This window comes from Ramlibacter humi, from assembly GCF_004681975.1.
Classification (GTDB): domain Bacteria; phylum Pseudomonadota; class Gammaproteobacteria; order Burkholderiales; family Burkholderiaceae_C; genus Ramlibacter; species Ramlibacter humi.
Genome location: NZ_SMLK01000001.1, coordinates 1,296,790 through 1,321,577, shown reverse-complemented (window position 1 = coordinate 1,321,577; position 24,788 = coordinate 1,296,790). Strand labels below are relative to the sequence as shown.

The following is a 24,788-nucleotide window of genomic DNA, read 5'->3' as shown; positions in this document are numbered from 1 at the left end:
TCGGCGCGATGCTACCGCCCCGCGCCGGGCCCGAACTCGACTTCGATGCGGATGAACGCGGGCACCGGCACCGCTTCGCGCTGGCCCGGCGAGAACCTGGCGGCCAGGAACGCCTTCTGGATCTCGGCTTCGAAGGGTTTCGGCACGTCGGCGCTGTCCATGCGCACGCGGCGAACCTGGCCGCCCGCGTCGATGAACAACCCGACCTTGACTCGCCGCTGCGTGGTGTCGTCCACGCCGTCGGGGTAGGGCACCTGCACGTCGGACTGGGGCCGCGGCGGCACCGTGAGCTGGTCGCGCGTGAAGTACTGGACGCTGTCGGGGTCGCCGGGCGAGGCCGCCTGGCTTGCAGGCGCGGCGTCCGCTGCGTCGCGCGCTGCCGGCGCTTCGGCCGTCCTCGACGGCGTGGGCTGGGCGGCGGGTTCCGCTTTGGCGAGGGACGGGGGCTCGGGAGCAGCGGCCGGCGGCTCCTGGGACGGCAGGATGGCCTGGGCCACCGACGCCAGCCTCACGTGCAGCGAGCGGGCGCCTTCCGGGGTGAAGCTGGGCGCGCCGGCGCGGTGCAGCGGCGCGAGCAGCAGCGCCGCATGGGCTGCCACCGCGACGGCCAGCGCCAGCCGCAGCGGCGGCTGGTCCAGCGGGCTCAGTCGGTCAGTTCCCGCCATGACGAGCGGCGCAGGTTCGCCGGATCGACCGGAGCGGTCTGGTTCTCGGTCAGGATCTCCGACTTGGACGTGGTCGTCAGCGTCGTGATCGAGCCGTTGGTCAGCTGCACGGTCGTCAAGCCCTGGATCAGCACGTTGCCCACGTACTTGCCCGCCACGCCCGTGGTGGCCTTCGCGTCGCCCGTGTTGAGCCGGTAGATGAACGACTCGCCGCCGACGGTGCAGGCGCTGTTGTTGGGCAGGATGCTGCCGATGGTGACGAAGTTCAGAACGATCTCGGGGTCGACCGACACGCGTTCGCCGCCGACCGGGAAGTCGACGTACCAGCCGTACTTGGTGCCCCAGTCGATCGCGGCATTGGTGATGTCGCGGCCCTTCACGCCGTTGGCGTCCGTGGTCACCGTCATCGTCTGCCGCACCAGCGACGTGGTGGCGCGGATGCCGCCCGACGTGCCCCAGCTGAGGCTGCTGGCGGTCAGCGGGTCGCGGATGACGTAAAGCGAGTTCACCGTGGTGTCGGCCAGGTCGCTGCTGCCCAGGTAACGGCCAGTCGCGACGACCACTGCCGGGTAGGGCGTGCCGTTGTAGTTGATCTCCACCATGCCGGGCTTGGTGGTGATGCTTTGCGCAGCGCCGCCGGGTGCCGTCAGCTGGGCCAGCAGGAACGCTTCGCGGCCGGACGGCGGCACGAGGTCATCGAGGTCGAAGCGCCACACGTTGCCCAGCAGGTCGCCGGCGTAGAAGCGCTTGGCCTTGTTCTCCTCGACCGAGTCCACCCAGGCGTTCAGCTTGCCGAGGCCGCTGGGCGTGCTGGCGTTGCCGGCGGCGGTGCCGTCCGGGTACATGGTCGGCAGGGTGAGGATCGACTGGCCGGTGTTCGCGTTCAGCACGAACAGCCGCCCGTTGCCGTCGCCCGTGGTGCCGCCGCTGTTGGTGATGTTGTTGTTGTAGCCGGAGGTGAACACCACCACCCACGTGTTGTCGGCGCGCTTGGTGATGATCGGGTTGCCGAACGTCAGGCCCAGGTTGGCGTCGTCCTTGTTGCTGAACTCCCAGAGGAATTTGGGGTTTGCGGGGTCGGTGACGTCCAGCGCGTAGTAGCCGCGGCCTCCGCCGTTCAGGCCGCCGATCACGATGGTCTTCCAGCCGGGCGAGGAGCCGCCGCTGACGTAGATGTCGCCCATGACGGGCGAACCGTCGACGTAGAACGCGTGGCTGGCGCCGTAGGCCGTGTCCGCCAGCTTGTACAGGTTCGGCAGCACGGACGAGGGCATGAAGGCCCAGCGCTCGTCGCCGGTGGTGCGGTCGAACGCGTGCAGCATGCCGTCGTTGGCGGCCGAGAGCACCACCGCCGTGCGGCTGGCGTTGTTCGTCACGTACGTCTGGTAGTTGTTCTCGGTGTACTTGAAGGCCGGCTTGCCGACGAACAGCGGCGACGCGCTGATGATGTCGCCCAGCACCGAATCGCGGCTGCGATAGTAGCCCTGCGTCTGGTCGCCGCGCAGGAAGTTCACCAGGTTGGCCGCGCTGTTGGCGGACGTCGTGTCGGCCGCCGACAGCGTGGCGCACTGCTGCGGCGCGCCCGAGCCGGCCGCCGCGCTGATCTTGCTGCAGAAGTTGGTGAAGTTGGCGATGTAGTTGTCGGTCGTCAGGTTGGCGGTGTTGAACGCCCTCAGCGTCGGGCCGCCCGAAGGGTTCGGGTACAGGATGGTGCGGGTGCCCGGCGCCTTGGCGTCCAGCTGCGTCTTGGCGGACCAGACCGGCGTGGTGGACACGGTGCCCAGGTCGGGGTCGATGCGGAAGGACAGCAGGTCGCCCGTCCACTTCACCGAGGTGAACTGGGCCAGGAACACGTCGTTGTCGCCTTGCACCGGGTTCAGCGAGCTGGTGGACGCCGCCGCGGCCGTGCCCGTCACGGCCTTGATCGCCTCCAGTGCGCCGGTCAGCGCGGTGGCCAGGCTGGTGGGGTCGCCGGCGCTGAAGTACTGGCCGCGGCCGTTCACCGCGGCGTGCCACAGGTCGTCGATGTTCTCGGCGCTCTTGCCGGACCCGGCGAGAGGCCAGTTGATGGTGCGGTTGAGGATGTTGACGAAATCGCCCGAGGTCTGCGTGAGGTAGTTGGGGTCGAAGTTCAGCGTGCCGCCGACGCCCAGGCCGAGCGTGAAGGTGGTCATGTGCTGCCAGGCCGCCACGTCGCCGCCGGAGTGCTGGGCGTTGTCCGCGTTGCCGGGCACGTTGTTGGTGCAGACGTCGCTGTTGAGCGCGCCGGTGCAGTTGTTCAGCGTCGAGTCGCGCAGGTCCGTCTTGTAGTAATACATCGCCACGTCGGCGAGGGTGTTGGAGGCGCCGCCGGTGACGGTGGCCGCGCTGGTGCTGATGACGTGGGCGCTTTCCGAAGTCGCGACCACCGGCGTCGACGCGGTGAGGGCGGTGTTGGTCACGGTGGGGCCTGCGTTGGTCGGGCCGGCCGGGGTTCTGGTGGTGGTGGTCGTCGTGCCGACGGTCACCGGCGTGGTATCGGCCGGTGTCGTGGCCGTGCAGGACCCGAGCGTCACGGTGGCGGACGGACTGGCCGCGCGGACCCAGGCCGTGGTGGTCGTGCCGTTGGACACCGTGCTGGTCGACGTCGATACCGTCGTGCTGCCCGGCGTGTTGGTGACGACGGCCGTGCCGGGGTTGTTGCTGGACGTGCCCTGCGACGTCGTCGGCGTGCCCGCGACGCCGTCGATCTCGGTGGTGGTCTTGGTCCACGGCGTGGTGTTGGTGCCGGTGGTGACCGCGGTGCGCACCGACGTGACGCTGGTCGCCGTGACGCTGGTAAACGTCGAGCTGCCGACGACGTCGCTGGTCTGCGTCCACTGGCGCGTCACCTTGCCTTGGCCGACCGGGCAGCTGGCCGAACCTGCGATGGCCACCTGGTAGGTGCCGCTTGGGTTGCCGGGGCGCGATGAGAGGACGTAGGTGAAGCGGTCGGCGTTCACGACGGTGATCGCTATGCCGGTGGCGCCATAGCTGGTGCCATTGGTGTCGGTGATGGTGACCGTGTCTCCGGCGAGGAAGCCGTGGGCCGTGAGGTTGACCGTCACCACGCAATTGGGCGCGCAGCCGCCGCTGGGACGAACGAACGAACTGCTGCCGACGTTCTTGCGGGTCAGGAGGTCGGACGTCGTGTTCTGCTGTCCCCGGATGGGCGCAAGCGTGGTCGTCGACGTCGTCACGGTGGATGTCGTCAGCTGCGGCGTGACGTCCGTCGTCGTGGTGACGACGGTGATGGTCCAGTTTTCGGTGATCGTCCTCGTGCTGGTCTCACCGTCCGCCATCGGGCGAGCGGTGCCGCTGCCGTCCTGCTGTCCCACGGTGGTGGCGTTGTCCAGCCGGTAGGGGCCGTACAGGGCACCGGCCGTGGTGGACTCGGACCCGGTATTCCAGTAGCCGTCCGTGGAGAGGATGGCGTAGTTGCGCTGGCACGAGTACTGGATGGGGTCCACGGTCTGGCCGGACGCCTTCTTGGCGTAGTACTGGCCGGCCTTGGACAGCGCGCCGCGAAGGGGCGTGTTGCTGCCCGGGCTGGCGGCGAACAGCTTGGTGTAGAACGAACTCTTCTGGGTCGCGTCGAAGTCGGCGATGTCAAGGAAGTTGGCGCCCGAAGCGGCGGAGCGCTCGTTGATGGTGGTGTAGCCCACGCGGTACCGCGAGTCCAGGTTGGCGAACGCGCGGCTCGCGCTGGATTGCATCATTAGGATGCGCGTGCGGTAGAACGTGTACCAGTTGGCGTAGTTCTGCGCTTCCGTGGACGAGGCCGTGACGCTGACCGCGGTGAACACGCTGGAGCCCGGCGTGGAGCCCACGGCGCTGTTGCACTCGCTGTAGAACGTCGTGTTGGTGATCACGCCGCTGGAGTTGTACGTGTAGCCCAGCGCCTTCTGCGTGCCGGTGTACCTGTAGTAGGTGGGCGAGGACGGCACGCCGCCGCCGATGCGCGGGCTGGAGAAGCTGCCGGTGCCTTCCATGAAGCCGACGCTGATGTCGACCACCAGCGTGCCGGCCGTGCTGCTGGTCCTGGTCCAGCTGACCACCTCACCGGTGAAGAACCGGTTGCTGTCGCCGCTCTGGAAAATGGTGACGGCCTGCTCCGGCTGGTAGGTCGTGGTCGTGAAGCTGGTGCCCGTGATGGTGAAAGTCATCGTGCCGTCCAGCGTGGTGGGCATGGTGACGGTGCCCGAGATGGTCCGCTGGTTGGACGTCTGCGTGGTGGGGTTCGACAGCGACGTGATGACCGACTGGCTGGCGTTGGCCTGGGTTGTGCCGTCCGCGTTCTTGGGCGGCGTGTACACCACGTTCGGGTTGTAGGCCACGCCGTTGCACTGGTAGGACTTCTTGCCGTACTTCGTGCTGCTGAAGTTCGCGGGATCAGGCAGGTAGTCCCACGCCATCGAGCCCGAGTCGTCCAGGATGAACATCAGGTTCGGCTTGACCTGGTTGGCGGACGAGGTGAACAGCGGCGCCGTCGCGATATCGGTGGCGGCGGCCAGGCCCGCGAAGGCCGTCAGCAGCACGCCGAGCGTGGCGCGCAGCAGGGTGGAGCGTTTGAGCATTGTTCTGGCCCCTGGTTAGAAGTGCACCATGGTTTCGGTGTAGCTGACGGTGTTGCGCGGCCCGAGGACGCGCACCAGCACTTGGTAGTAGGGCGTGGTGGTGGCGCTGACGATCTTGCCGCCCGGCTTGAGCTCTCCGCGCTCGCTGCTGGACGAACTGGAGGTGGACGACGGCCGCAGGCAGACGTTGCCCGTGGCGGACGTGCCGGGCAGCGTGCACAGGCGAACGATCACGTACTGCACCTGGTTGCCGTTCACGTTGGTGCCGCTGGCCGGCACCATCGAGCAATCCGTGCGGTTGGCGGCGGGCACGCCCAGGCAGTCGCCGTCCCAGTTGATCAGCGTCCACTTGTCGGTGGACGACGTCCTGTTGCCCGTGGCATCCAGGCGCGCGGGCATCGCCGCGTAGTAGCCGTTGGGCGCGGAGTCCGCGTTCAGCAGGGCGTTGTTGACGTTGGCCTGCAGCCAGGTGATGGCCTGCTCCGCGCCGGTGTTGCTGGCCTGCAGGGTGTCCTGCTTGAAGCTGAGGTTGCCCATGATCAGCGCCCCGGTGTCCACGGAGCGGGTCAGGGCGACCGCCGCGAAGCCGAGCACCACCATCGCCATCAGGGCGAACAGCAGGGAGACGCCGCGCTGCAGGCGCCGCAAGGGAGAGCGGTGAAGGCGGTTCATCATCCGTTCCAGATCTGGTTGCGAAGCGGCACGACCGTGTCGAAGACCTTGTAGCGGTAGTGCTTCCAGTCGGCGTCCCCGACGCCGGGATTCATGCACGAGGCCACGCCGGGCACCACGAGCCCGGTGCCTTCCCAGGTGGGGCAGGCCGTGGTGACCATGTCCTTCTCGTACTGGCCGCTGCGCGCGACGATGGCCAGGCGCACCGCCACCACCTGGCGCCAGCCGGCGTTGGTGGTGGGCGTGACGTTGTCCCAGGTGTCGACGCTGCCGTTGTTGTCGGTGTCCTTGCCGTACTGCGCCTTCAGGTTGACGATGCCGGGGAACATCTCGTTGGCGCCGGAGTAGGAGGGCGATCCGTCGGTGGTGCTGATCGTCAGGCTGTTCTGGCGCAGCGACCCGTTGTTGACGTCGTAGATGCGATGGATGGGCGCGCCGAGGTTGACCACGAAATGGCCGTCCGTGTACGTGTTGGCCAGGGCGGCGCCGTTCCAGAGATTGGTGGCGCCGCGCGTGACCGTGGTGCCGCTGGGCACCGCGGTGGCCTGGAACAGGTCGCACACGTTGTTGCCGCCGATGACGGCCACCAGCAGGTCGCCCGACGACACGGGCGTGCCGCCGCTGTCGTTCAACGGGCCGTCGATGCCCATCGTGCTGGCCAGCGGCATGCTCGTCGCCGTCGACCCGGGGGACGTGACGCGCAGCGGCAGGGCGTAGTTGCGCTTGCCGCTGCCGAGCACCGCGATGGTGTCGGGAGCGCCGCCGGCGCCGGCCTTGATCACCACCGGCACCAGGAACGCCGGGAAGGTGGCCGACGTCATCGAGTTCTCGAAGTTGGCGGCCGTCAGCGAAGCGGCGATGCTGGTGTCCGTGGTCACCGCGGCGGGGTAGGTGCGGTTGATCAGGCAACCCAGCGAAGTGTTGCTGGCCGCGAAGCCGTAGCCCGCCGGCTGCATGGCGCGGCCGATGGTGTCCAGCGCCAGCGCGCCGTTGACCTGGGCGTCCGAGCCGGACACGGTGGTCCGCTTCTGGCCTTCGAAGCTGACCAGCACCTGCGTGACGGCCAGCGTGGCGATCAGCCCGATCGCCAGGCCCACCATCAGTTCGATGAGGGTGAAGCCGCGCTGCGCGCCGGCGCGCTTACTTGATGGACGTGTTGAGCACATAGGTGCGCGTTCCTTCGCTCGGCGGTGACCAGGTGATGGTGAGCTGCACGCTGCCGGTACTGGGCGTCGCGGTGATGGAGGCCTGACCCACCGGCAGGGTCGTCGCCACCTTGTTGACCCAGGCCGCGCAGGTGGTGTTGGTGCAGACCGTGGCGGGCGTGGTGGTGTAGTTGCCCATGTTGGCGCGGTCCAGCCACATGCGGCTGACCACCTCGTTCGCGAGGTAGGCGGCGTCGCCGCGCGCCTTGGCCGTGGTCTGCGCCTTGGTCATGCTGGCCTGCAGCCCGACCAGGCCGAGGATGCCGATGGCGAACAGCAGGATGCCGACGAGCGCCTCGATCAGCGCGACGCCGCGCTGCGCGGAACGGCGGGAAGGATGGCGGGATGAGCGGGCCATGGGTCCTCGCGTCAGAAGGTGGTGGCGCAGGCGCGCGTGTCGGTGCTGCCTACGTCGCGGTCGCACATGCGCACGCCGCCACCGGCGGAGATTTCCACCCGGAGTTGCCGGGCGCCCGACTGCTGGTGGGTGATGTTGATGCGGCCGATGGGCGCGCTGCCGGTGTTGACCGGCAGGCCGAAGCCGTTGAAGGTCACCGAGCTCACGGCGTTGCCACCGGCATCGGCCGCGGCCACGGTGAGGTTCGACGCGCGGTTGGCTTGCAGCTCCACGATGCGCGGGTCGGACGTCGGCGAAGGGGCCACGTTGCACTTGGTCGCCGGGTTGTCCAGCGAAACCACCCAGGAGCCGGACGCGGCGGAAAGCGTGCAGGTGGCGTCGGGCGTGCCGACCGCGGGCGTCACCAGCCAGAAGGTGACGTTGCGATTTCGCTTGAGCGCTTCGGCCCGGGCCTTCTGCACGCCGTTCTGCAGCGACTCGGCCAGCGCGCGCGTCTGCGTGTTGCGGATGAGCTCCGCGACGCTGGGGAAACCCAGCCCGAGGATCAATGCCAGCACGGCAACGGCCAGCATCACCTCCACGAGGCTGAAGCCGAGGGCGCGCCGACGCATGGTCAGCACTCCGATCCCTTGACCAGCCAGCACTGCTTGCCGGTCACGGTGGCGCCCTTGAACGAGGTGGTGGACTGCACGTTGGCTTCGGTCAGCGTGTAGACGTGACCCGCGGCGGCGGTGCCGGTCTTGCCGGTGGCGGTGAGCGTGTAGGCGTTGGGGCCGGCCGCGGCGGTGCCGGTGGCCACGCAGCTGAAGTCGAAGTACTTGCGGCCGGTGGGCGCGAAGTTGTTCCAGTTCGGGGCGCTGGTGCCGTTCGCGCAGAGGCCGCCGTTGCTGGTGCCGTAGTTCCGGTAGTCCTGGAAGTACTGCTCCAGCTTCACCCGGTAGTCCGACAGGTAATTGAACCCTTCGGTGAGCGCGCCGCGGCGGATGTAGTCGTTGTAGGCCGGCAGCGCGACGGCGGCCAGGATCGCGATGATGGCCACCGTGATCATCAGTTCGATGAGTGTGAAGCCGCGGTTGCGGGCGGGGCGGGGTAGGCGCACAGGGGGTCCTCTGGCAAGGTAAGTTGGCGCGAATGCTCAGTCAGGGCCCTTGGCAACGCAACGCGGGATGGCTCAGCGGTTATCCGGAGACGACGGGCGGCGCCAGCTCTTCGGAACTTGCTTACGCCGGTTAGGGGACGCGCGTATCGGACGTCATTCCTAGCATCCGCCGCCATGAAGAAAGTCCGCGCGCATTGCCCGGCGCCGCGGTGCGGCGGCGCTTCCCTGCTGGAACTGGTGGCCACTCTGGCGGTACTGGCCGTCGTGCTGGGTCTGGGTGTGCCGCAGATGGCGGCCTGGGCGCAATCATCGCAACTGGCCGGCTTTTCCAACACGCTGCTGTTCGACCTGTACCTGGCCCGCAGCGAGGCGATCAAGCGCAACGTGCGGGTCGCCCTGTGCACATCCGCCGACGGCGAAACGTGCAGCGGCCTGGGCGGCTGGGAGCAGGGCCTGATCGTGTTCCAGGACACCAACCAGAACGCGGTGCGCGACCCCGGCGAGCCGGTGCTGCACCGCGAGGCGGCATTGCCCGCGGGCTGGCGGGCCAGTGGCAACCAGCCCGTGCGGCGTTACGTTTCGTTCACGCCCATGGGGCTCACGCGCCTGGAATCCGGCGGCTTCCAGGCCGGCACCATCACGCTGTGCAGGGCGTCGGAAGGGCCCGCGGAGGCGCGCCAGATCGTGGTGAACAACGGCGGCCGGCCGCGCACGCAGCGGGTGCAGGTGGCCGTGTGCTGAGACGGGGGGAACGTCCGGCGGCTAGCGCCGGATCTCGTCCACCATCGTCTTGAATTCGTCGATGTCCTCGAAGCTGCGGTAGACGCTGGCGAAGCGCACGTAGCCCACCTTGTCCAGCTTCTTCAGTTCGCGCATCACCAGCTCGCCGATGCGGTTGGACGGCACCTCGCGCTGGCCCAGGTTGAGCAGCTTCTCCTCGATGCGCTCCACCGCGGCGTCGATCTGCTCGGTGCTGACCGGGCGCTTGCGCAGCGCCAGGTTCAGCGAGCCGAGCAGCTTGGCGCGTTCGTACTCGATGCGCCGGCCGTCTTTCTTCACCACCGCGGGGAAGTTGACCTCCGGCCGCTCATAGGTGGTGAAGCGCTTCTCGCAGTGGGCGCACTGGCGCCGGCGGCGGATGAAGTCGCCGTCCTCGGCCACGCGCGTCTCCACCACCTGGGTGTCGGCATGGCCGCAGAACGGGCACTTCATCGTGTCAGCGGTAGACCGGGAAGCGGCGGGTGAGGGCGTTCACCTTCTCGCGCACCGCGGCGATGTTGTTCGCGTCGCGCGGGTTGTCCAGCACGTCGGCGATCAGGTGGGCGGTCTGGCGCGCTTCCTCTTCCTTGAAGCCGCGGGTGGTCATGGCCGGGGTGCCGATGCGCACGCCGCTGGTGACCATGGGCTTTTCCGGGTCGTTGGGGATCGCGTTCTTGTTGATGGTCATGTGGGCGTCGCCCAGCACGGCCTCGGCTTCCTTGCCGGTGATGCCCTTGGCCCGCAGGTCCACCAGCATCACGTGGCTTTCGGTGCGGCCGCTGACGATGCGCAGGCCGCGCTCGGTCAGCGTCTGCGCCACTACCTGGGCGTTCTTCACCACCTGCTGCTGGTAGGCCTTGAACTCGGGCGACAGCGCTTCCTTGAAGGCCACGGCCTTCGCGGCGATGACATGCATCAGCGGGCCGCCCTGCAGGCCGGGGAAGATGGCGCTGTTGATCGCCTTCTCATGTTCGGACTTCATCAGGATGATGCCGCCGCGCGGGCCGCGCAGGCTCTTGTGGGTGGTGGAGGTCACCACGTCGGCGTGCGGCACCGGGTTGGGGTACTGGCCCGCGGCGACGAGGCCGGCGTAGTGGGCCATGTCCACCATGAAGATCGCGCCGATCTCCTTGGCCACCTTCGCGAACCGCTCGAAGTCGATGCGCAGCGAGTAGGCGGACGCGCCCGCGATGATCAGCTTGGGCCGCGTCTCGCGCGCCTTGCGCTCCATCGCCTCGTAGTCGATCTCTTCTTTCGCGTCCAGGCCGTAGGACACGACGTTGAACCACTTGCCGCTCATGTTCAGCGCCATGCCGTGGGTGAGGTGGCCGCCTTCGGCCAGGCTCATGCCCATGATGGTGTCGCCGGGCTTGAGGAAGGCCAGGAACACGGCTTCGTTGGCCTGTGCGCCCGAGTGCGGCTGCACGTTGGCGGCGGCCGCGCCGAACAGCTGCTTGACGCGGTCGATGGCCAGCTGCTCGGCGACGTCGACGTTCTCGCAGCCGCCGTAGTAGCGCTTGCCGGGGTAGCCCTCGGCGTACTTGTTCGTGAGCTGCGTGCCCTGGGCGGCCATGACGGCCGGCGAGGCGTAGTTCTCGCTCGCGATCAGCTCGATGTGCTCTTCCTGCCGCTTGTTCTCGGCGGTGATGGCGGCCCAGAGCTCGGGGTCGGTTTGCTCGATGAGGATGTTGCGTTGGTACATGCGGCAGTCCTTCCAGACATTGGTCCCTGTGATGCACAAGGGCTGCCCAGGCGAACGGCTGATCGCCGGCTTTGCCGGCGGCACGCTTCCCAGTGGTGCCCCACGTCGGCGCGGGCGGCCCGGTACGGGCGCCGCGCCTATCGCCAGTCGCGTGCGGGGGACAGTGTAGCCGAGGGGCGGGAGGTGGCGCGCGCTCAGGACCGCGACAGGGCCGCGATCTTCTCCGGGTCCGCGGGGACGCGGACCGGCTCCACCGGCGCCTGGCTGGGCGCCAGGGTGCGGATGACCGGCGAGGCCGGCGCCGTGACCGGGGCGGCGGGCGGCAGCACCGGCACGTTGCGGCCGGCGGCGACCTGCTGCAGGCGGCCGTGTTCGGCCATCACCTTCTCGGCGTAGCCGCCGTCGTCCGTCATCAGCGCGGCGCCGACGTAGAACTTCAGGCCGCCTTGCAGCGAGCCGGCGCGCTGGATGCATTCCTGCAGCACCTTCACGCCGACGCGCAGGTTGGTCACGGGGTCGAAGGCGGCCAGCTTGCCGCCGAAGATCTCGTACTTTTCCTTGTGCACGCCGGTCATCACCTGCATCAGGCCCTGGGCACCGACCGGGCTCTGGGCGAACGGGTTGAAGCCGGATTCCACGGCCATCACGGCCAGGATCAGGGTGGGGTCCAGCTTGGACCGCTGGCCGATCTCGTAAGCCTCCGCCACCAGCGCGCTGACCGGCTCGGGGGCGACGCGGTACTTGCGGCTGAGCCAGTAGGCGACGGCCGCCTGCTGCTTGGGCAAATCTTGCGGATTGGCCGCGGTGGCGCGATCGATGGCGTCCAGCTCGGGCACCATGCCCAGGGCGGCCACCTGGCGGGCCTGCAGCCAGCCCATCAGCTGGGCTTCGCCGGCCTGCCGCAGGTCCGGACGGGCGGCCAGGATGCCGAGCGCCAGGACCACGGCCAGGCCCACCAGGGCGAAGCCGTTGTGCGTGATCTCGAAAAAGCCTTCCGCCACATCGCCCGTGAAGGTCTTCAGGGCGTGGGCAACTTTTCCTGACGCTGTCATAGCACTTCCTTTCTACGCGCGGACCTGCTTCACGGTTGCCCTATGGGCAATCCGGATCAGGTTCCTCGTTTGGATTGGTACGCCATCGAAAGACCGGGGCTCCTTTCAGGGCCTGCGACAGTGATTCGACTTCGCCGGGGTCGGCAGCGGTTCGGGTTGTCCCTAGGCTCAAGCAGGGACGGCGCGAATTCTAGGAGGCCGCCAAATATCGAGTCAAGAATAAAAATCGGTGACTTTATGCAAATTGATGCACTTGGATGAGCAAATTTACGCCGGCTGAGCCAGCCAGGCTCGTCGGACGATAGCGCCCGCTCACGTGGGAAAGCTCGGACAGGCTGGGGCACGCTTGTCAATGCAAACCGCGCAATCGCGCCGGGCGGCGCCATTGAAATCGGTGCCTTGAAATGCCGGGCAGGGTCCTCTAACGTGATCGCACCCGAGCAATCGGGTCGCTTGTGCCGGGATTCCCGTCGCGTTTCCCGCGCCGGCCCCGGTCCTTCCTGGGGGCAATCCCTTGCTCCCGGTGCCGCCGGGACTTTGACCTCCCGCGGTACGCCCAGACGGTCGGCCTTGCGCCGCCGTCAAGCCCGGCAGACTGGCTGAAGGCCGCCTGCCGGGCTTTCTGTTTTGCGCCGCCGGTCCGGCGCTTCCCGATTCGCGGCGAGAATACGCGCCCCGCCCGGTGCTCCCGGGTGCGACGACCCACGCAAGTAATAGAGCAGTGACCCAGACCACCCTCAAATCTCCCGATACCCAGGCCCTCGACGCCTTGACCGGCGGCGCCTTCTCCGCGCCCACCTCCGGCGAGCGCGCCGCGCGCGTGCGCGAATGGCTGGCGTCCAACCCCAGCGCCGAACAGATGCAGGAGGTCTTCCGCGAGCTCAGCGCTCGCGACAAGGGCGCCGCCAAGCCGCTGCGCGAGAAGCTGGACGAACTGAAGCGCGCGCGCGGCCAGGAAGCGATCGCCGCCGAGTGGTCGCAGAAGGCCGAATCGCTGCTGGCGCAGCCGCGCCTGAACATCGCCGACGCGATGGCCTGGCAGCGCGATGCGGCAAAGGCCGGCGCGCCGCTCAGCCGCGAGCCGCTGGCCGGCCTGAAGGCGCAGCTGGCCGACCGCATCAAGGGGATCGAGGACCTGCAGCACCGGGTGCAGGTGCAGCGCGAAGCCGCGGTGCTGCTGGCCCAGCGCATCGAGGTGCTTTCCACCAAGTCGTGGAAGGACGCGCAAGCCGCCTCCGACGCCCTGCGCGCCGACGTGCCCGAGTGGCAGACGCAGGCCCAGGCGCTGGTGGAAGACGCCAACTGGGCGAGCGTGGACGCACGCTTCCCGCCGCTGCTGGACGCTTCGCGCAACCAGCTGCAGGTGGTGTGGGAAGCTTTCCAGAGCGCGCTGGCGCAAGCCATCGCGGCCGACACCGATGCCGCCGCGGCGCTGCCGCCGGTGCCCGTGTGGGCCGACGAGCTGCGCGCCGCGCGCGGCCTGCCCGCGGAAGCGCCGCTCAAGGCGCCCAAGCCCAAGGCCGATCCGGAGCAGAAGGCCAAGGCGTCCGAAGCGGTGACCGCGGCGCTGCAGAAGCTGGAGCAGGAGATCGCGCAGGGCCACGGCAAGGCCACGGCCGGTGCCGCAACGGCGCTGCGCAACGCGCTGAAGGAAAACGGCAAGCTGGTCGACGACAAGCTGGAAGGCCAGGCCCACGCGGCACTGGCCGCGGCCGGTGAACTGGAAGGCTGGCAGCGCTGGCGCGCCGACCAGCTGCGCCAGGAACTGGTGGCCAAGGCCGAAGCGCTGTTCGAAACCGTTCCGGCGCCTGCGGCCAAGCCCGCGCCTGAGGCGCCTGCAGTTGAAACGCCCGCGCCCGACACGCCCGCGGCGGAAGGCGATGGGGCCGCCGCTGCACCGGCGCCTGCTCCCGCACCCGCACCTGCGGAAGCCGCGCCGGTGCGCAAGCCGAAGTTCGGCGGCCGCAAGATGCAGGAGCAACTGCGTGCGCTGCGCGAGCAGTGGAAGCAGGTGGACCAGGGCGGCCCGCCCAACCACGCGCTGTGGAAGCGCTTCGACGAAGCGTGCAACGAGGCGCACAAGGTCGTCGAAGCCTGGCTGGACAAGGTGAAGGCCGAGGCCGCCGAGTCGCGCTCGCACCGCCTCGCGCTGATCGAGGAACTGAAGACGTGGGCGGGGCAGAACGCCCAGCCCGCGCAAGGCGACTGGAAGGCGTTCAACCGCGCCATCCACCAGTTCGAGTCGCGCTGGCGCGAAGCCGGCCACCTGAGCGAGAAGGCGTTCGCCGAGTTGCAGCCGCAATGGAAGCAGGCGCTGCAGGCGGCCGAGGCGCCGCTGGCCTCCGCCCAGAAGCAGAGCCTGGAGCGCCGGCACGCGATGATCGAGGAAGCGCAGGTGCTGGGCGCCGCCCCGCAGCTGCGCATCGACGCCGTCAAGGCGCTGCAGCAGCGCTGGCAGGCCGAAGCGCAGGGCGTGCCGCTGGAGCGCAAGCAGGAACAGAAGCTGTGGGACGCTTTCCGCAAGCCGATCGACGAGGCGTTCCAGCGCAAGACGCAGGAACGCGAGAAGGCGGCCGCATCGCTCAGCGAACGCGACCGCGCGGTGCTGGAAGCGTCCAAGGCGCTGGAATCCGCCAACGCCGGCGGCGACGCGCAGCGCATCCGCACCGCGATGGCGGCGCTGGATGCCGCGCTGAAGGGCCAGGCGCAGGCGCGCGCCGAGCAGGCTGCCGAAGCGGCCGCCGCCGTGCCTGCACCGGCAGCGGCAGCCACCGAAGCCACGCCGTCCGACGAGGCAGCCGCCTCACCGGCCGAAGGCACGGAAGCCGCCGCACCCGCGCCGGCACCGAAACCCGCGCCCAAGCCCGTCATCGCCATGCGCGGCGACGACCGCCCGGGCGCCAAGCGGCCCGAGCAGGCGGTCCCGTCGCGGCCGGGCCGTCCCGGCGACAAGCGCGGCCCCGGCGGCCCGGGTGCCGGCCGGTTCGGCGATCGCCGCGATGGACGCGACAGCCGTGACAGCCGCGATGCGCGCGGCGGCGGGCGCTTTGGCGACCGCGCATTCGAGGACCGTGGCCCGCGCCTGGGCGACGTCGCTTTCCGCGCCCAGCGCGATGCGCTGGATCACGCGCAGCAGACGCTGCGCAAGCTGGCCGCGCAGGCGCATGGCGAAGCCCTCACGCAGCTGCTGGCCGCGTGGGAGCAGCGTGCCCCCGATCAAGTGCCTTCGCAAAACGAGCTGGGCCGCTCGGTGACGCCGGCCATCCGCGGCAGCTGGACCAAGGCGTTGCAATCGCCCGCTTCCGGCGACGCCGGCGAAGCGCTGCTCCGCCTGGAGATCGCCGCCGAGGCGCCCACGCCCGCCGACCAGATCGCCGCGCGCCGCCAGCTGCAGCTGCAGCTGCTGACGCGGCGCAACGATCCGGCGCCCGCCCAGACCTGGGGCGAGGACGCGGCGCGCGTGCTGGCCAGCGCGCACGACGCGGGCGTCGCGCGGCGCCTGCAGAACGTGCTGAAAGTGCTGCTGCGCGGCTGAGCGCCGCTCAGGCGGGCGGCCGGAAGAAGCCGTCGAACAAGGCGAGGAGGGCAGGGAACTCCTCGCCGAACTTCGCCCGGTTGATGAAATAGGCCTCGCCCGCGACGGCGAAGAACTCGCCCGGATTCTCGGCGCCGTACGGGTCCAGCCAGGTCGGCTCGCCGCCGAAACGCTCGGCGATCACCACGCGCTCGCGGAAGCGCTCGTACTCCGCTTCCATCACGGCCTTCCACGCGCGGCGCTGCCGCGGGGGCAAGGGCGGGCACCCGTCCGGTTTCCCATCGCGCATGTCGATCTTGTGGATGAACTCGTGCACGACGACGTTGTACGCGGAGCCGGTCGCTTCGCCCGCCGCCTGCACGTCGCGCCAGCTGAGCATCACGGGCCCGCGATCCATCGCCTCGCCCGCCAGCACCTCGTCCCACTCGTGCACCACGCCGGCTTCGTCCTCGGCGCGGCGCCGCGCCACCACCTGGTCGGCGTGCACCACGATGCCGACGAAGTCGTCGTACCAGGACAGGCCCAGGCGCAGCACGGGCAGCACCGCCTGCGCGGCGATGGCCACGGCGATCTCGTCGGTGATGGCCAGGCCTTGCGCGCCGTGGAATTCCTTGCCGCGCAGGAACTCCGCCGCCAGCGCGCGCAGGCGCGGTTCGTCGCCTTCGGGCTGCGAGGCGAGGAATGGGTAGGAGGACAACACGCCTTGCCAGAGCGTGTCGGGGATCGGCGGCGGCGGGCGCCGCCTGCGCCACCAGCCGAACATCAGGCCAGCGGCAGGCGCCGCGCCGTGCCATCCGCCGACAGGCGCAGGACGTCGGCGCGCGGCGGCTGCGCGGCGAGGTCCCAATCGCTCAGCACGATGCGGCGCAGGCCGCCGCCCAGGTCGTGATCGCCAGGGCGGTGGGTGTGGCCATGCACGAGCGTAGTGGCGTGCGCGGCACCCAGCCACCCTCGTGCTTCAGGGGCGTCGACGTCGGCGTAAGTCGCGCCGCTGCGCTTGCGGTCTTCGCTCTCGGCGCGCAGCGAACGCGCCAGCGCCTGCCGCTCCGGCAGCGGCCGCGACAGCAGCTCGCGCTGCCACTGCGGATCGCGCACGCGGGCGCGGAAGCGCAGGTACTCGGTGTCGCCCAGGCACAGCGCGTCGCCGTGGCTGAGCAGCCAGCGCGCGGTGCCGAATGCGAGCACGGTGGGATCCGCGAGCAGTTGCACGCCCGTCGCCTGGCTGAACGCTTCGCCGACGAGGAAGTCGCGGTTGCCGTGCATGAAGAAGACGGGGCGCCGCTGCGCCGCCTGGCGCAGCACCTGCGCGCAATCCGCTTCGAAGCCGGGCTGCGCCAGCACGTCGTCGCCGGGCCAGGCTTCGAACAGGTCGCCCAGGATGAACACCGCGTCGGCCGCGGTGTCTTCCAGAAGCAGGCGTCGCCAGGCCTGCGCGGTGGCCGGCTCGGCGGCCTGGAGGTGAAGGTCGGAGAGGAGGTCGGCCGAGCGCCAGCGCGGCCCGGCCGCGAGTTCGGGGATGTGCGCCGGCGCCACCCGCCCGTCAGACCACGACGGCCTTCTCGATGACGACGTCTTCCTGTGGCACGTCGTCGTGGAAGCCCTTGCGGCCGGTCTTCACGCCCTTGATCTTGTCGACCACGTCGGTGCCCGACACGACCTTGCCGAACACGGCGTAGCCCCAGCCCTGCGCGCTGGGCGCGGTGTGGTTGAGGAACTCGTTGTCGGCGACGTTGACGAAGAACTGCGCCGTGGCCGAGTGCGGCGCGTTGGTGCGCGCCATGGCGACCGTGTACTTGGCGTTCTTCAGGCCGTTGTTGGCTTCGTTCTCGATCGGCGCGTCGGTGGGCTTCTGGGTCATGCCGGGCTCGAAGCCGCCGCCCTGGACCATGAAGCCGTTGATCACGCGGTGGAAGATGGTGCGGTCGTAGTGGCCCTTCTTCACGTACGCGAGGAAGTTCTCCACCGACTTGGGCGCCTTGTCGGCGTCCAGCTCGAGGGTGATGACGCCCTGGGTGGTGTGCAGTTCGACCTTGGGATTGCTCATGTTGTCTTTCCTTGTGATCACTTGGCCAGCGTGGCGGACTGGATGACGACCGGCGTGGCCGGCACGTTCTGGAACGGGCCCATGTTGCCGGTGGGCACGCCCTTGATCTTGTCGATGGTGTCCATGCCGGAGACCACCTTGCCGAACACCGTGTAGCCGTAGCCGTCGGGCAGCGGCGCGTTGAGGTTGCGGTTGTCGGCGACGTTGACGAAGAACTGCGCGGTGGCGGAGTTCGGGTTGGCGGTGCGCGCCATCGCGACGGTGTACTTGTCGTTCTTCAGGCCGTTGCCGGCCTCCAGCGGCACCGGCGCGCGCGTGGGCTTCTGCTGCATCTGGGGCGTGAAGCCGCCGCCCTGCACCATGAAGCCGTCGATCACGCGGTGGAAGATGGTGCCGTCGTAGTGCTTGTCGCGCACGTACTGCAGGAAGTTCTCGACCGTCTTGGGCGCCTTGTCGGGGAACAGCTCGACCACGAAGTCACCCTGCGAGGTGGCGAACTTCACCTTGGGCGCATCCTGCGCGGCGGCGGGCAGCCAGGCCGCCAGCGAAAAGGTCAGCAGGGCCGCGGCGCGGCGCGTGAAGACGGGGATCAACCGATCACTCCTTCGAAAAAGATCTTCCATTGGTTGCCGGTGCGCAGCCAGTACTGGCGCTTGACCGGTCCGGTGCGCTCGCCCTCGGGCACCTCGCCGAAGGTTACCACCATGGTGTCGGCCGAATCGGTCCAGCGCAGGTACGACACGTCCTTGAGCTGCACGTCGCGGCCGTGCGCGCGGCCGAGTTCGGCGCGCACCTGCGGCAGCCAGTCGGCTAGCGGCTTGCCGTTGGCGGAGAAGTCGGGCGCATAGAAGCCCAGCAGCCTGTTGAGGTCGCCGCTGGCCTTGGCCGCGCGCCATGCGCCCAGCGTGTCCGAGAACGGCTTGCCTTCGGCTTCCAGCTGCTGCGGCGCCACCCACTTGAGCGACGGCGCGATCACGACGGGCGTGCTGCGCACTTCGACGGTGCGGATGATGCGGTCGAGGTCCGGGTTGGCCAGCACCACGCAGCCGTCGGTGGCCTTGGGCGCGCGGGAGAACTGCGCGGGCGGCGTGCCGTGCAGCCAGATGCCGCCGCCGGTCTTGCCGCGGCGCGCGTCGTACGGGTTGGGGTAGTTGATCGGCAAGGCGCCGACGCCGTAGAAGTCCTTGAGCGTCTTGGGGTCGAGGTTGCTGGTGACGTAGTACACGCCCAGCGGCGTGCGCAGGTCGCCTTCGCTCGCCTTCTCGATGCCCAGCTTGCCGACCGAGATGTAGTAGTCGCCCAGCAGCTTCAGGCCGGTGGGCGTGTTCTCGAACAGGTACAGGCGTGCGCGCGAGGCGTCCACCGCGATCGCGTGCTTGCTGCGCGGGGCCAGCTGCAGGAACTGCGAGGGCACCGCGCCGGCGGGCGGGCGCTCGCGCAGCGCGCGGATGCGCAGCAGCGACTCTTCCCGCAGATCCGCCAGCGACTGCGCGCCGGTGGGTCCGGCCGTTTCCTGCACGTCGCCCACGCCGCGTACCGGCCGCGTGCGCGCGGCCAGCAGGTCGCCGTAGACCAGCTGCGCCAGCTGGAAATTGGGGTGGTCATGCACCAGCGATTCGGCGTGCGCCAGCGCTTCGCGCATCTGGCCGGCGCCGATCAGCTTGTAGACGTCGAGCAGCCGTGCTTCCGTTTCGCCGTCGCGCGCGAGCGGTGCCATCGCGGTGGTGCGGTGGTGCGGCGCGGGCTTTTCCTTTTTCTTGTGGCGCGTGACGCCGGACGCCGGCGCGCAGGCCAGCGCGGCGCACAGCAAAGCCGCGCACCAGGGTGCGCGGCGAATGTGGTGGAACAGGGATCGGGGGTTCAAACTGCTGGGCCCTCGCGGCCGGCACGGCGGCCGGGGGATGTCAGCCGGTGCTTTCGCGGACGATCAGCCAGCGGTCGCCGACCTTGTGCAGTTCCAGCGTCTTGCGGCTGCTGACGTTGAGCGAGTCGGCGCTGTAGGCCTGCTTGAACTTCGCGGTGGCCTTGCTGCCGTTGACGGACACGTTCAGGTCGGACAGGCGCACCGAGATGCGCGACTTGCCGACGATGCGGCTGCGGCGCTCTTCTTCCCAGGCCTGGCGCGACTGGCCGCCCGGCGGATCGAACTCCTTGCCATACGAAGCCAGGTAGCCGGGCACGTCCTTGGACGACCAGGCAGCCGCCCAAGCCGTGACGGCGGCTTGCACTTCACGCGAGGCATCGGCGCCGGCCGCGGGTGCAGGAGCGGGCGCCTTGGCCGGTGCCGCGGGAGCAGCCGCCGGCGCCATGGCAGGAGCGGGCGCCGGCGCGGCCGCGGGCGCCTTCGCCACTTGCGTGGCGGGAGCGGGTGCAGCAGCGGCGGGAGTCGTGGGTTTCACGCCCTTGGCGCCCGGCGCGAACAGTTCGCGGATCAGCGCCAGCTTGGGCTGCACCGTGCTGTTGCCCGCGTCCAGCTGCAGCGCCTTGCTGTAAGCCTGGCTGGCCAGCTTGGCGTACACGTCGCCGAGGTTCTCGTGCGCGGTGGCGTAGCTGGGATTGGTGCGGATGGCCATCTCGAGGGCCGCGCGCGCCTTGTCGAACTGGCTGGTGCTGGCGTACAGCACGGCCAGGTTGTTGTACGGCTCGGGCAGTTCGGGGTAGTCCTCGGTGAGCTTGGTGAACGCCGCGATGGCGTCCTGCGTCTTGCCCGATTCGGTGAGGATCACGCCCTTGAGGAAGCGCATCTGCGGGTCGCGCGGCTTGGCGGCCAGGTACTGGTCGGCCTTGGCCAGCGCGTCGGCATGGCGGCCCGAACGCAGCAGCTGGTTGACGTCGGCGTAGTCGTCGGCCAGCGCGAGGGCGGGCCCGGCCAGGGCCGCGACCAGCGCGAGCAGGCGCAGCGAGCGCGGAAGCGGACTCGTGGAACGGGGGCGGACGTGCGACATGGAGGCCTCGGAAAGCGCGTACGGTGGGCCCCGGGACAGGGCTATATACTGCGGGCCGATTGTACCGGGCACCTCGACGGTGGCCCGCGAAAAGACCCGAGAAGACACCCCGACCTCGCGCCGCCGCCGCGGCAGCGCAGGCGCCCCGAAGACCCATGAGCCTGCGCATCTACAACACGCTGACGCGTGCCTTGGAGGACTTCGCCCCGCTGCAGCCCGGGCACGTGCGGATGTACGTGTGCGGCATCACCGTCTACGACTTCTGCCACGTGGGGCACGCGCGGTCCGCCGTGGCGTTCGACCTCGTGCAGCGCTGGCTGCGGGCGAGCGGGCTGCGGGTGACGTTCGTGCGCAACATCACCGACATCGACGACAAGATCATCCGCCGCGCCGTGGAAAACAACGAACCCGTGCGGTCGTTGACGGACCGCATGATCGCGGCGATGTACGAGGACTTCGACGCGCTGGGCATCGAACGCCCCACGCACGATCCCCGCGCCACCGACTACGTGCCGCAGATGCTGGACATCGTCCGCAAACTGGAAGACAAGGGCCTGGCCTACCGCGGCGACGGCGACGTCAACTACGCGGTGCGGCGCTTCCCCGGCTACGGAAAGCTGTCCGGCAAGTCGCTCGACGAGCTGCACGCCGGCGAACGCGTGGCGGTGATGGACGGCAAGGAAGATCCGCTGGACTTCGTGCTGTGGAAGGCGTCCAAGCCCACCGAGCCCGCCGACGCCAAGTGGGACAGCCGCTATGGCCCGGGCCGCCCCGGCTGGCACATCGAGTGCTCGGCGATGGCCGGCAGCCTGCTGGGCGACACCTTCGACATCCACGGCGGCGGCGCCGACCTGACGTTCCCGCACCACGAGAACGAGATCGCGCAGAGCGAAGGCGCCAACGGCGTGCCGCTGGCGAAGGTGTGGATGCACAACGGCTTCGTCAACGTCGACAACGAGAAGATGTCCAAGTCGCTGGGCAACTTCTTCACCATCCGCGAGGTGCTGGGGACGTTCGACGCCGAGACGTTGCGCTTCTTCATCGTCCGCACCCATTACCGCAGCCCGCTGAACTACAGCGACGTGCACCTGGACGACGCGCGCGGCGCGCTGCGGCGGCTGTACACGGCGCTGGCCTCGGTCGTGCCCGCGCAGGCCGGCATCGACTGGTCCGACCCGCATGCCGCGCGCTTCAAGGCCGCGATGGACAACGACTTCGGCACGCCCGAAGCCGTGGCCGTGCTGTTCGAGCTGGCCGCGGAAGCGAATCGCACCAAGTCGGCGCAAGCCGCCGGCCTGCTGAAGGCGCTGGGTGGCGTGCTGGGCATCCTGCAAGGCGACCCACAGGCTTTCCTGCGCAGCGGCGCCGCGCTGGACGAAGCGACCATCCAGCAACGCATCGACGAGCGCGCCGCCGCCAAGAAGGCGAAGGACTTCGCGCTGGCCGACCGCATTCGCAAGGAACTGCTGGAGCAGGGCATCGTGCTGAAGGACTCGCCCACCGGCACCACCTGGGAGGCCGCGCCGTGAACGATGCCACCGGCTCGCCGGTGCAGTTCGTCAAGCCAGACTACTGGGACGAGGCCTGCAGGCACCTGTCGCGCAAGGACCGGGTGATGAAGCGCATCATTCCGCAGTTCGGCGACGCCTGCCTGCAGTCGCGCGGCGATCCGTTCACCACGCTCGCGCGCAGCATCGTGGGCCAGCAGATCTCGGTGAAGGCCGCGCAGAGCGTGTGGGACAAGTTCGCGAAGCTGCCGCGCCGCATGACGCCGGACAACGTGCTCCGGCTGAAGGTCGACGACATGCAGGCCGCGGGCCTGTCGGCGCGCAAGATCGAGTACCTGGTCGACCTGGCGCTGCACTTCGACTCCGGTGCCATCGACGTGGAAGCGTGGAAGGCGATGAGCGACGAGGACATCATCGCCGAGCTGGTCGGCATCCGCGGCATCGGCCGCTGGACCGCCGAGATGTTCCTCATCTTCCACCTGATGCGCCCCAACGTGCTGCCGCTGGACGACATCGGCCTGATCAACGGCATCAGCCGCAACTATTTCTCCGGCGACCCCGTCAGCCGCAGCGACGCGCGCGAAGTGGCCCAGGCATGGGAGCCCTTCTGCAGCGTGGCGACTTGGTATATTTGGCGGTCGCTCGACCCGCTGCCCGTCGACTACTGACGAGGCAGCGCAGAACATCAGACAAGGAGCCTCAGCCTTGGCGAAGAAAACCTTCCTGGACTTCGAGCAGCCGATCGCCGAACTTGAAACCAAGATCGACGAACTGCGCTACGTCCAGACCGAATCGGCCGTCGACATTTCCGAGGAGATCGACCAGCTCTCCAAGAAGAGCCAGCAGCTGACCAAGGACATCTACAGCCAGCTCACGCCGTGGCAGATCACCAAGATCGCGCGCCACCCGGAGCGGCCTTACACGCTCGACTACGTGAACGAATGCTTCACCGACTTCGTCGAGCTTCACGGCGACCGTCACTTCGCCGACGACCTGTCCATCGTCGGCGGCCTGGCCCGCTTCAACGGCAACGCCTGCGTCGTGCTCGGCCACCAGAAGGGCCGCGACACCAAGGAGCGCGCGGCGCGCAACTTCGGCATGAGCCGCCCCGAGGGCTATCGCAAGGCGCTGCGGCTGATGAAGACCGCGGAGAAATTCAAGCTGCCGGTGTTCACCTTCGTCGACACGCCCGGCGCGTACCCGGGCATCGACGCCGAGGAGCGCGGCCAGTCCGAAGCCATCGGCCGCAACATCTACGAGATGGCGCAGCTGGAAGTGCCCATCATCACCACGGTGATCGGCGAAGGCGGCTCCGGCGGCGCGCTGGCCATCTCGGTGGCCGACCAAGTGCTGATGCTGCAGTACTCCATCTACTCGGTCATCAGCCCCGAAGGCTGCGCGTCCATCCTCTGGAAGACGTCCGAGAAGGCGCAGGAAGCGGCCGATGCGATGGGCATCACCGCGCACCGGCTGAAGGCGCTGGGCCTGGTGGACAAGATCGTCAGCGAGCCGGTCGGCGGCGCGCACCGCGACCACAAGCAGATGGCGGCCTTCCTCAAGCGCGCGCTGAACGAAGCCTGGCGCCAGGTCGCGGACCTGAAGCCGCGCGAGCTGCTGGATAGGCGCTACGAGCGGCTGCAAAGCTATGGCCGCTTCACCGACACCAAGGCCGAAGCGGGCCGCTGAACCGGGCGCCGTCCCGGGCATCCACCCCGCGCTGGCGCCGCTGCAGGCGCTGGATCCGCCGCTACCCCTGGCCGTCGCCTACAGCGGCGGTGCCGACTCCACCTTCCTGCTGCTGGCCGCCTCTTGGCTCTGGCCCGGGCAGGTGCGCGCGCTGCACGTGCACCACGGGCTGCAATCGGCGGCCGACGATTTCGAGAGCCACTGCGTGCAACTGTGCGAAAAGCTCGGCGTGCCGCTGGACGTGCGCCGCGTGCAGGCCCGGCATGCGCCGGGCGAGAGTCCCGAAGATGCCGCACGCGTGGCGCGCTACGCAGCCCTTGCGGCGGCCGCGCATGAAGCCGGCTCCGCATGCGTGCTGCTGGGCCAGCACGCCGACGACCAGGCCGAGACGCTGCTGCTGGCGCTGTCGCGCGGCGCGGGCCTGCCCGGGCTGGCCGCCATGCCGCAGCGCTTCGAGCGCCACGGCATGACTTTCCTTCGCCCCTTGCTCACGCTGCCCGGCGCGGTGCTGCGGCAATGCCTGGTGGAGCAGGGCGCCGGTTTCGTCGAAGACCCGAGCAACACCGACACGCGTTTCACCCGCAACCGCATCCGCCATCGGCTGCTGCCGGCGCTGGAAGAGGCTTTCCCCGGTTTCCGCGAGACGTTCGCCCGCTCAGCGCGTCACGCGGCGCAGGCGCAGGCGCTGCTGGAGGAAGTGGCGGCGCAGGATCTCGCGGCCATGGGAAGCGAGCCGGCGATCGCTGCATTGCAGCGGTTGTCCGAAGCCCGGCAGGCCAACCTGCTGCGGCATTGGCTGCGCACGGTTCACTCGCAGGCCGCCAGCGCGGCGCAGCTGGACGAACTGCTGGCCCAGGTGCGCGACTGCACCACACGCGGCCACCGGCTGCGGCTGAAGGTCGGGCGCGGGTACGTCGTGCGCAACGGCGAGCACCTGCAGTTCGAACCCGGCTGAGCGCGCGG

The 24,788-nt window shown here is 69.3% G+C and carries 22 protein-coding genes and 1 riboswitch; of the genes, 6 read left to right on the top strand and 16 right to left on the bottom strand.

The genetic code is table 11. The features are described 5' to 3' along the window. Positions 1-11 precede the first annotated feature (11 nt). Genes EZ216_RS06160 through EZ216_RS06130 form a run of 7 tightly spaced genes read right to left on the bottom strand, consistent with a single transcriptional unit; the run spans position 12 to position 8,594 of the window. On the bottom strand, positions 12-665 hold the full coding sequence (locus EZ216_RS06160) for an energy transducer TonB family protein (protein WP_135248777.1): 654 nt from the start codon (positions 663-665) through the stop codon (positions 12-14). Further along, entirely contained in the window at positions 644-5,260 is a 4,617-nt protein-coding gene (locus EZ216_RS06155; RefSeq protein ID WP_135248775.1) for a PilC/PilY family type IV pilus protein, read from the bottom strand. The genes EZ216_RS06160 and EZ216_RS06155 overlap by 22 nt, the downstream gene beginning before the upstream one ends. A 15-nt stretch (positions 5,261-5,275) precedes the next feature. Then, a complete protein-coding gene (locus EZ216_RS06150) occupies positions 5,276-5,932 on the bottom strand; it encodes a pilus assembly PilX family protein (protein WP_135248773.1) in 657 nt (218 codons plus the stop codon). Next, positions 5,932-7,098 carry a PilW family protein gene (locus tag EZ216_RS06145; protein WP_135249132.1) on the bottom strand — a complete coding sequence of 389 codons (1,167 nt, stop codon included), beginning with the start codon at positions 7,096-7,098 and terminating at the stop codon, positions 5,932-5,934. Before EZ216_RS06145 ends, EZ216_RS06150 begins: the two co-directional genes overlap by 1 nt. Continuing rightward, positions 7,073-7,495 carry a type IV pilus modification PilV family protein gene (locus EZ216_RS06140; protein ID WP_135248771.1) on the bottom strand — a complete coding sequence of 141 codons (423 nt, stop codon included), beginning with the start codon at positions 7,493-7,495 and terminating at the stop codon, positions 7,073-7,075. The genes EZ216_RS06145 and EZ216_RS06140 overlap by 26 nt, the downstream gene beginning before the upstream one ends. A gap of 11 nt (positions 7,496-7,506) precedes the next feature. Continuing rightward, on the bottom strand, positions 7,507-8,106 hold the full coding sequence (locus tag EZ216_RS06135; RefSeq protein WP_135249131.1) for a GspH/FimT family pseudopilin: 600 nt from the start codon (positions 8,104-8,106) through the stop codon (positions 7,507-7,509). A 2-nt stretch (positions 8,107-8,108) separates the two neighbouring features. Continuing rightward, positions 8,109-8,594 (bottom strand): type IV pilin protein, encoded by a 486-nt coding sequence (locus EZ216_RS06130; protein WP_275405134.1) that lies wholly within the window; start codon positions 8,592-8,594, stop codon positions 8,109-8,111. A 174-nt stretch (positions 8,595-8,768) separates the two neighbouring features. Here EZ216_RS06130 and EZ216_RS06125 point away from each other — a divergent pair, with 174 nt between their 5' ends. Beyond that, positions 8,769-9,335, top strand: coding sequence for a GspH/FimT family pseudopilin (locus tag EZ216_RS06125; protein ID WP_135248767.1), 567 nt, complete (start codon positions 8,769-8,771; stop codon positions 9,333-9,335). Between the two features lie 21 nt (positions 9,336-9,356). Here the strand turns inward: EZ216_RS06125 and nrdR are convergent, their stop codons facing one another. The 3 genes from nrdR to EZ216_RS06110 form a co-directional block, all read right to left on the bottom strand. Then, the gene (nrdR, locus tag EZ216_RS06120) at positions 9,357-9,806 is read right to left on the bottom strand and encodes a transcriptional regulator NrdR (RefSeq protein WP_135248765.1); all 450 of its coding nucleotides are present in this window, start codon (positions 9,804-9,806) and stop codon (positions 9,357-9,359) included. Positions 9,807-9,810: 4 nt separating this feature from the next. Further along, positions 9,811-11,055 carry a serine hydroxymethyltransferase gene (gene glyA, locus EZ216_RS06115; RefSeq protein WP_135248764.1) on the bottom strand — a complete coding sequence of 415 codons (1,245 nt, stop codon included), beginning with the start codon at positions 11,053-11,055 and terminating at the stop codon, positions 9,811-9,813. Positions 11,056-11,092: 37 nt separating this feature from the next. After that, positions 11,093-11,216: riboswitch (ZMP/ZTP riboswitch) on the bottom strand. A 33-nt stretch (positions 11,217-11,249) separates the two neighbouring features. Then, positions 11,250-12,107 carry a lytic transglycosylase domain-containing protein gene (locus EZ216_RS06110; protein WP_135248762.1) on the bottom strand — a complete coding sequence of 286 codons (858 nt, stop codon included), beginning with the start codon at positions 12,105-12,107 and terminating at the stop codon, positions 11,250-11,252. A 721-nt stretch (positions 12,108-12,828) separates the two neighbouring features. Between EZ216_RS06110 and EZ216_RS06105 the strand changes: the two genes are divergently transcribed. Next, entirely contained in the window at positions 12,829-15,642 is a 2,814-nt protein-coding gene (locus EZ216_RS06105) for a DUF349 domain-containing protein (RefSeq protein ID WP_135248760.1), read from the top strand. Positions 15,643-15,649: 7 nt separating this feature from the next. On the opposite strand, the gene EZ216_RS06100 is transcribed toward EZ216_RS06105, so the two are convergent. Genes EZ216_RS06100 through EZ216_RS06075 form a run of 6 tightly spaced genes read right to left on the bottom strand, consistent with a single transcriptional unit; the run spans position 15,650 to position 20,631 of the window. Beyond that, a complete protein-coding gene (locus EZ216_RS06100) occupies positions 15,650-16,405 on the bottom strand; it encodes a M90 family metallopeptidase (RefSeq protein ID WP_135248758.1) in 756 nt (251 codons plus the stop codon). Further along, a complete protein-coding gene (locus EZ216_RS06095; protein WP_135248756.1) occupies positions 16,405-17,175 on the bottom strand; it encodes a UDP-2,3-diacylglucosamine diphosphatase in 771 nt (256 codons plus the stop codon). The genes EZ216_RS06100 and EZ216_RS06095 overlap by 1 nt, the downstream gene beginning before the upstream one ends. Positions 17,176-17,182: 7 nt before the next feature. After that, positions 17,183-17,686, bottom strand: coding sequence for a peptidylprolyl isomerase (locus EZ216_RS06090; protein ID WP_135248755.1), 504 nt, complete (start codon positions 17,684-17,686; stop codon positions 17,183-17,185). A 17-nt stretch (positions 17,687-17,703) separates the two neighbouring features. Beyond that, positions 17,704-18,246: a peptidylprolyl isomerase gene (locus EZ216_RS06085; protein WP_439126719.1), complete on the bottom strand. Its 543-nt coding sequence runs from the start codon at positions 18,244-18,246 to the stop codon at positions 17,704-17,706. Between the two features lie 29 nt (positions 18,247-18,275). Continuing rightward, complete coding sequence (locus EZ216_RS06080) at positions 18,276-19,550, bottom strand: L,D-transpeptidase family protein (protein ID WP_239024278.1); 1,275 nt, start codon at positions 19,548-19,550, stop codon at positions 18,276-18,278. Between the two features lie 40 nt (positions 19,551-19,590). After that, positions 19,591-20,631: a L,D-transpeptidase Cds6 family protein gene (locus EZ216_RS06075; protein WP_135248753.1), complete on the bottom strand. Its 1,041-nt coding sequence runs from the start codon at positions 20,629-20,631 to the stop codon at positions 19,591-19,593. Between the two features lie 155 nt (positions 20,632-20,786). Between EZ216_RS06075 and cysS the strand changes: the two genes are divergently transcribed. From cysS to tilS, 4 genes are read left to right on the top strand one after another with little or no spacing between them, the layout of a single operon-like run. Beyond that, positions 20,787-22,160: a cysteine--tRNA ligase gene (cysS, locus tag EZ216_RS06070; RefSeq protein WP_135248752.1), complete on the top strand. Its 1,374-nt coding sequence runs from the start codon at positions 20,787-20,789 to the stop codon at positions 22,158-22,160. Further along, positions 22,157-22,807 carry a DNA-3-methyladenine glycosylase family protein gene (locus EZ216_RS06065; RefSeq protein ID WP_239024277.1) on the top strand — a complete coding sequence of 217 codons (651 nt, stop codon included), beginning with the start codon at positions 22,157-22,159 and terminating at the stop codon, positions 22,805-22,807. Before cysS ends, EZ216_RS06065 begins: the two co-directional genes overlap by 4 nt. Before the next feature lie 37 nt (positions 22,808-22,844). After that, positions 22,845-23,825, top strand: coding sequence for an acetyl-CoA carboxylase carboxyltransferase subunit alpha (locus EZ216_RS06060; RefSeq protein WP_135248750.1), 981 nt, complete (start codon positions 22,845-22,847; stop codon positions 23,823-23,825). After that, positions 23,785-24,780, top strand: coding sequence for a tRNA lysidine(34) synthetase TilS (tilS, locus tag EZ216_RS06055; RefSeq protein ID WP_135248748.1), 996 nt, complete (start codon positions 23,785-23,787; stop codon positions 24,778-24,780). The genes EZ216_RS06060 and tilS overlap by 41 nt, the downstream gene beginning before the upstream one ends. The last annotated feature ends 8 nt before the right edge of the window (positions 24,781-24,788 follow it).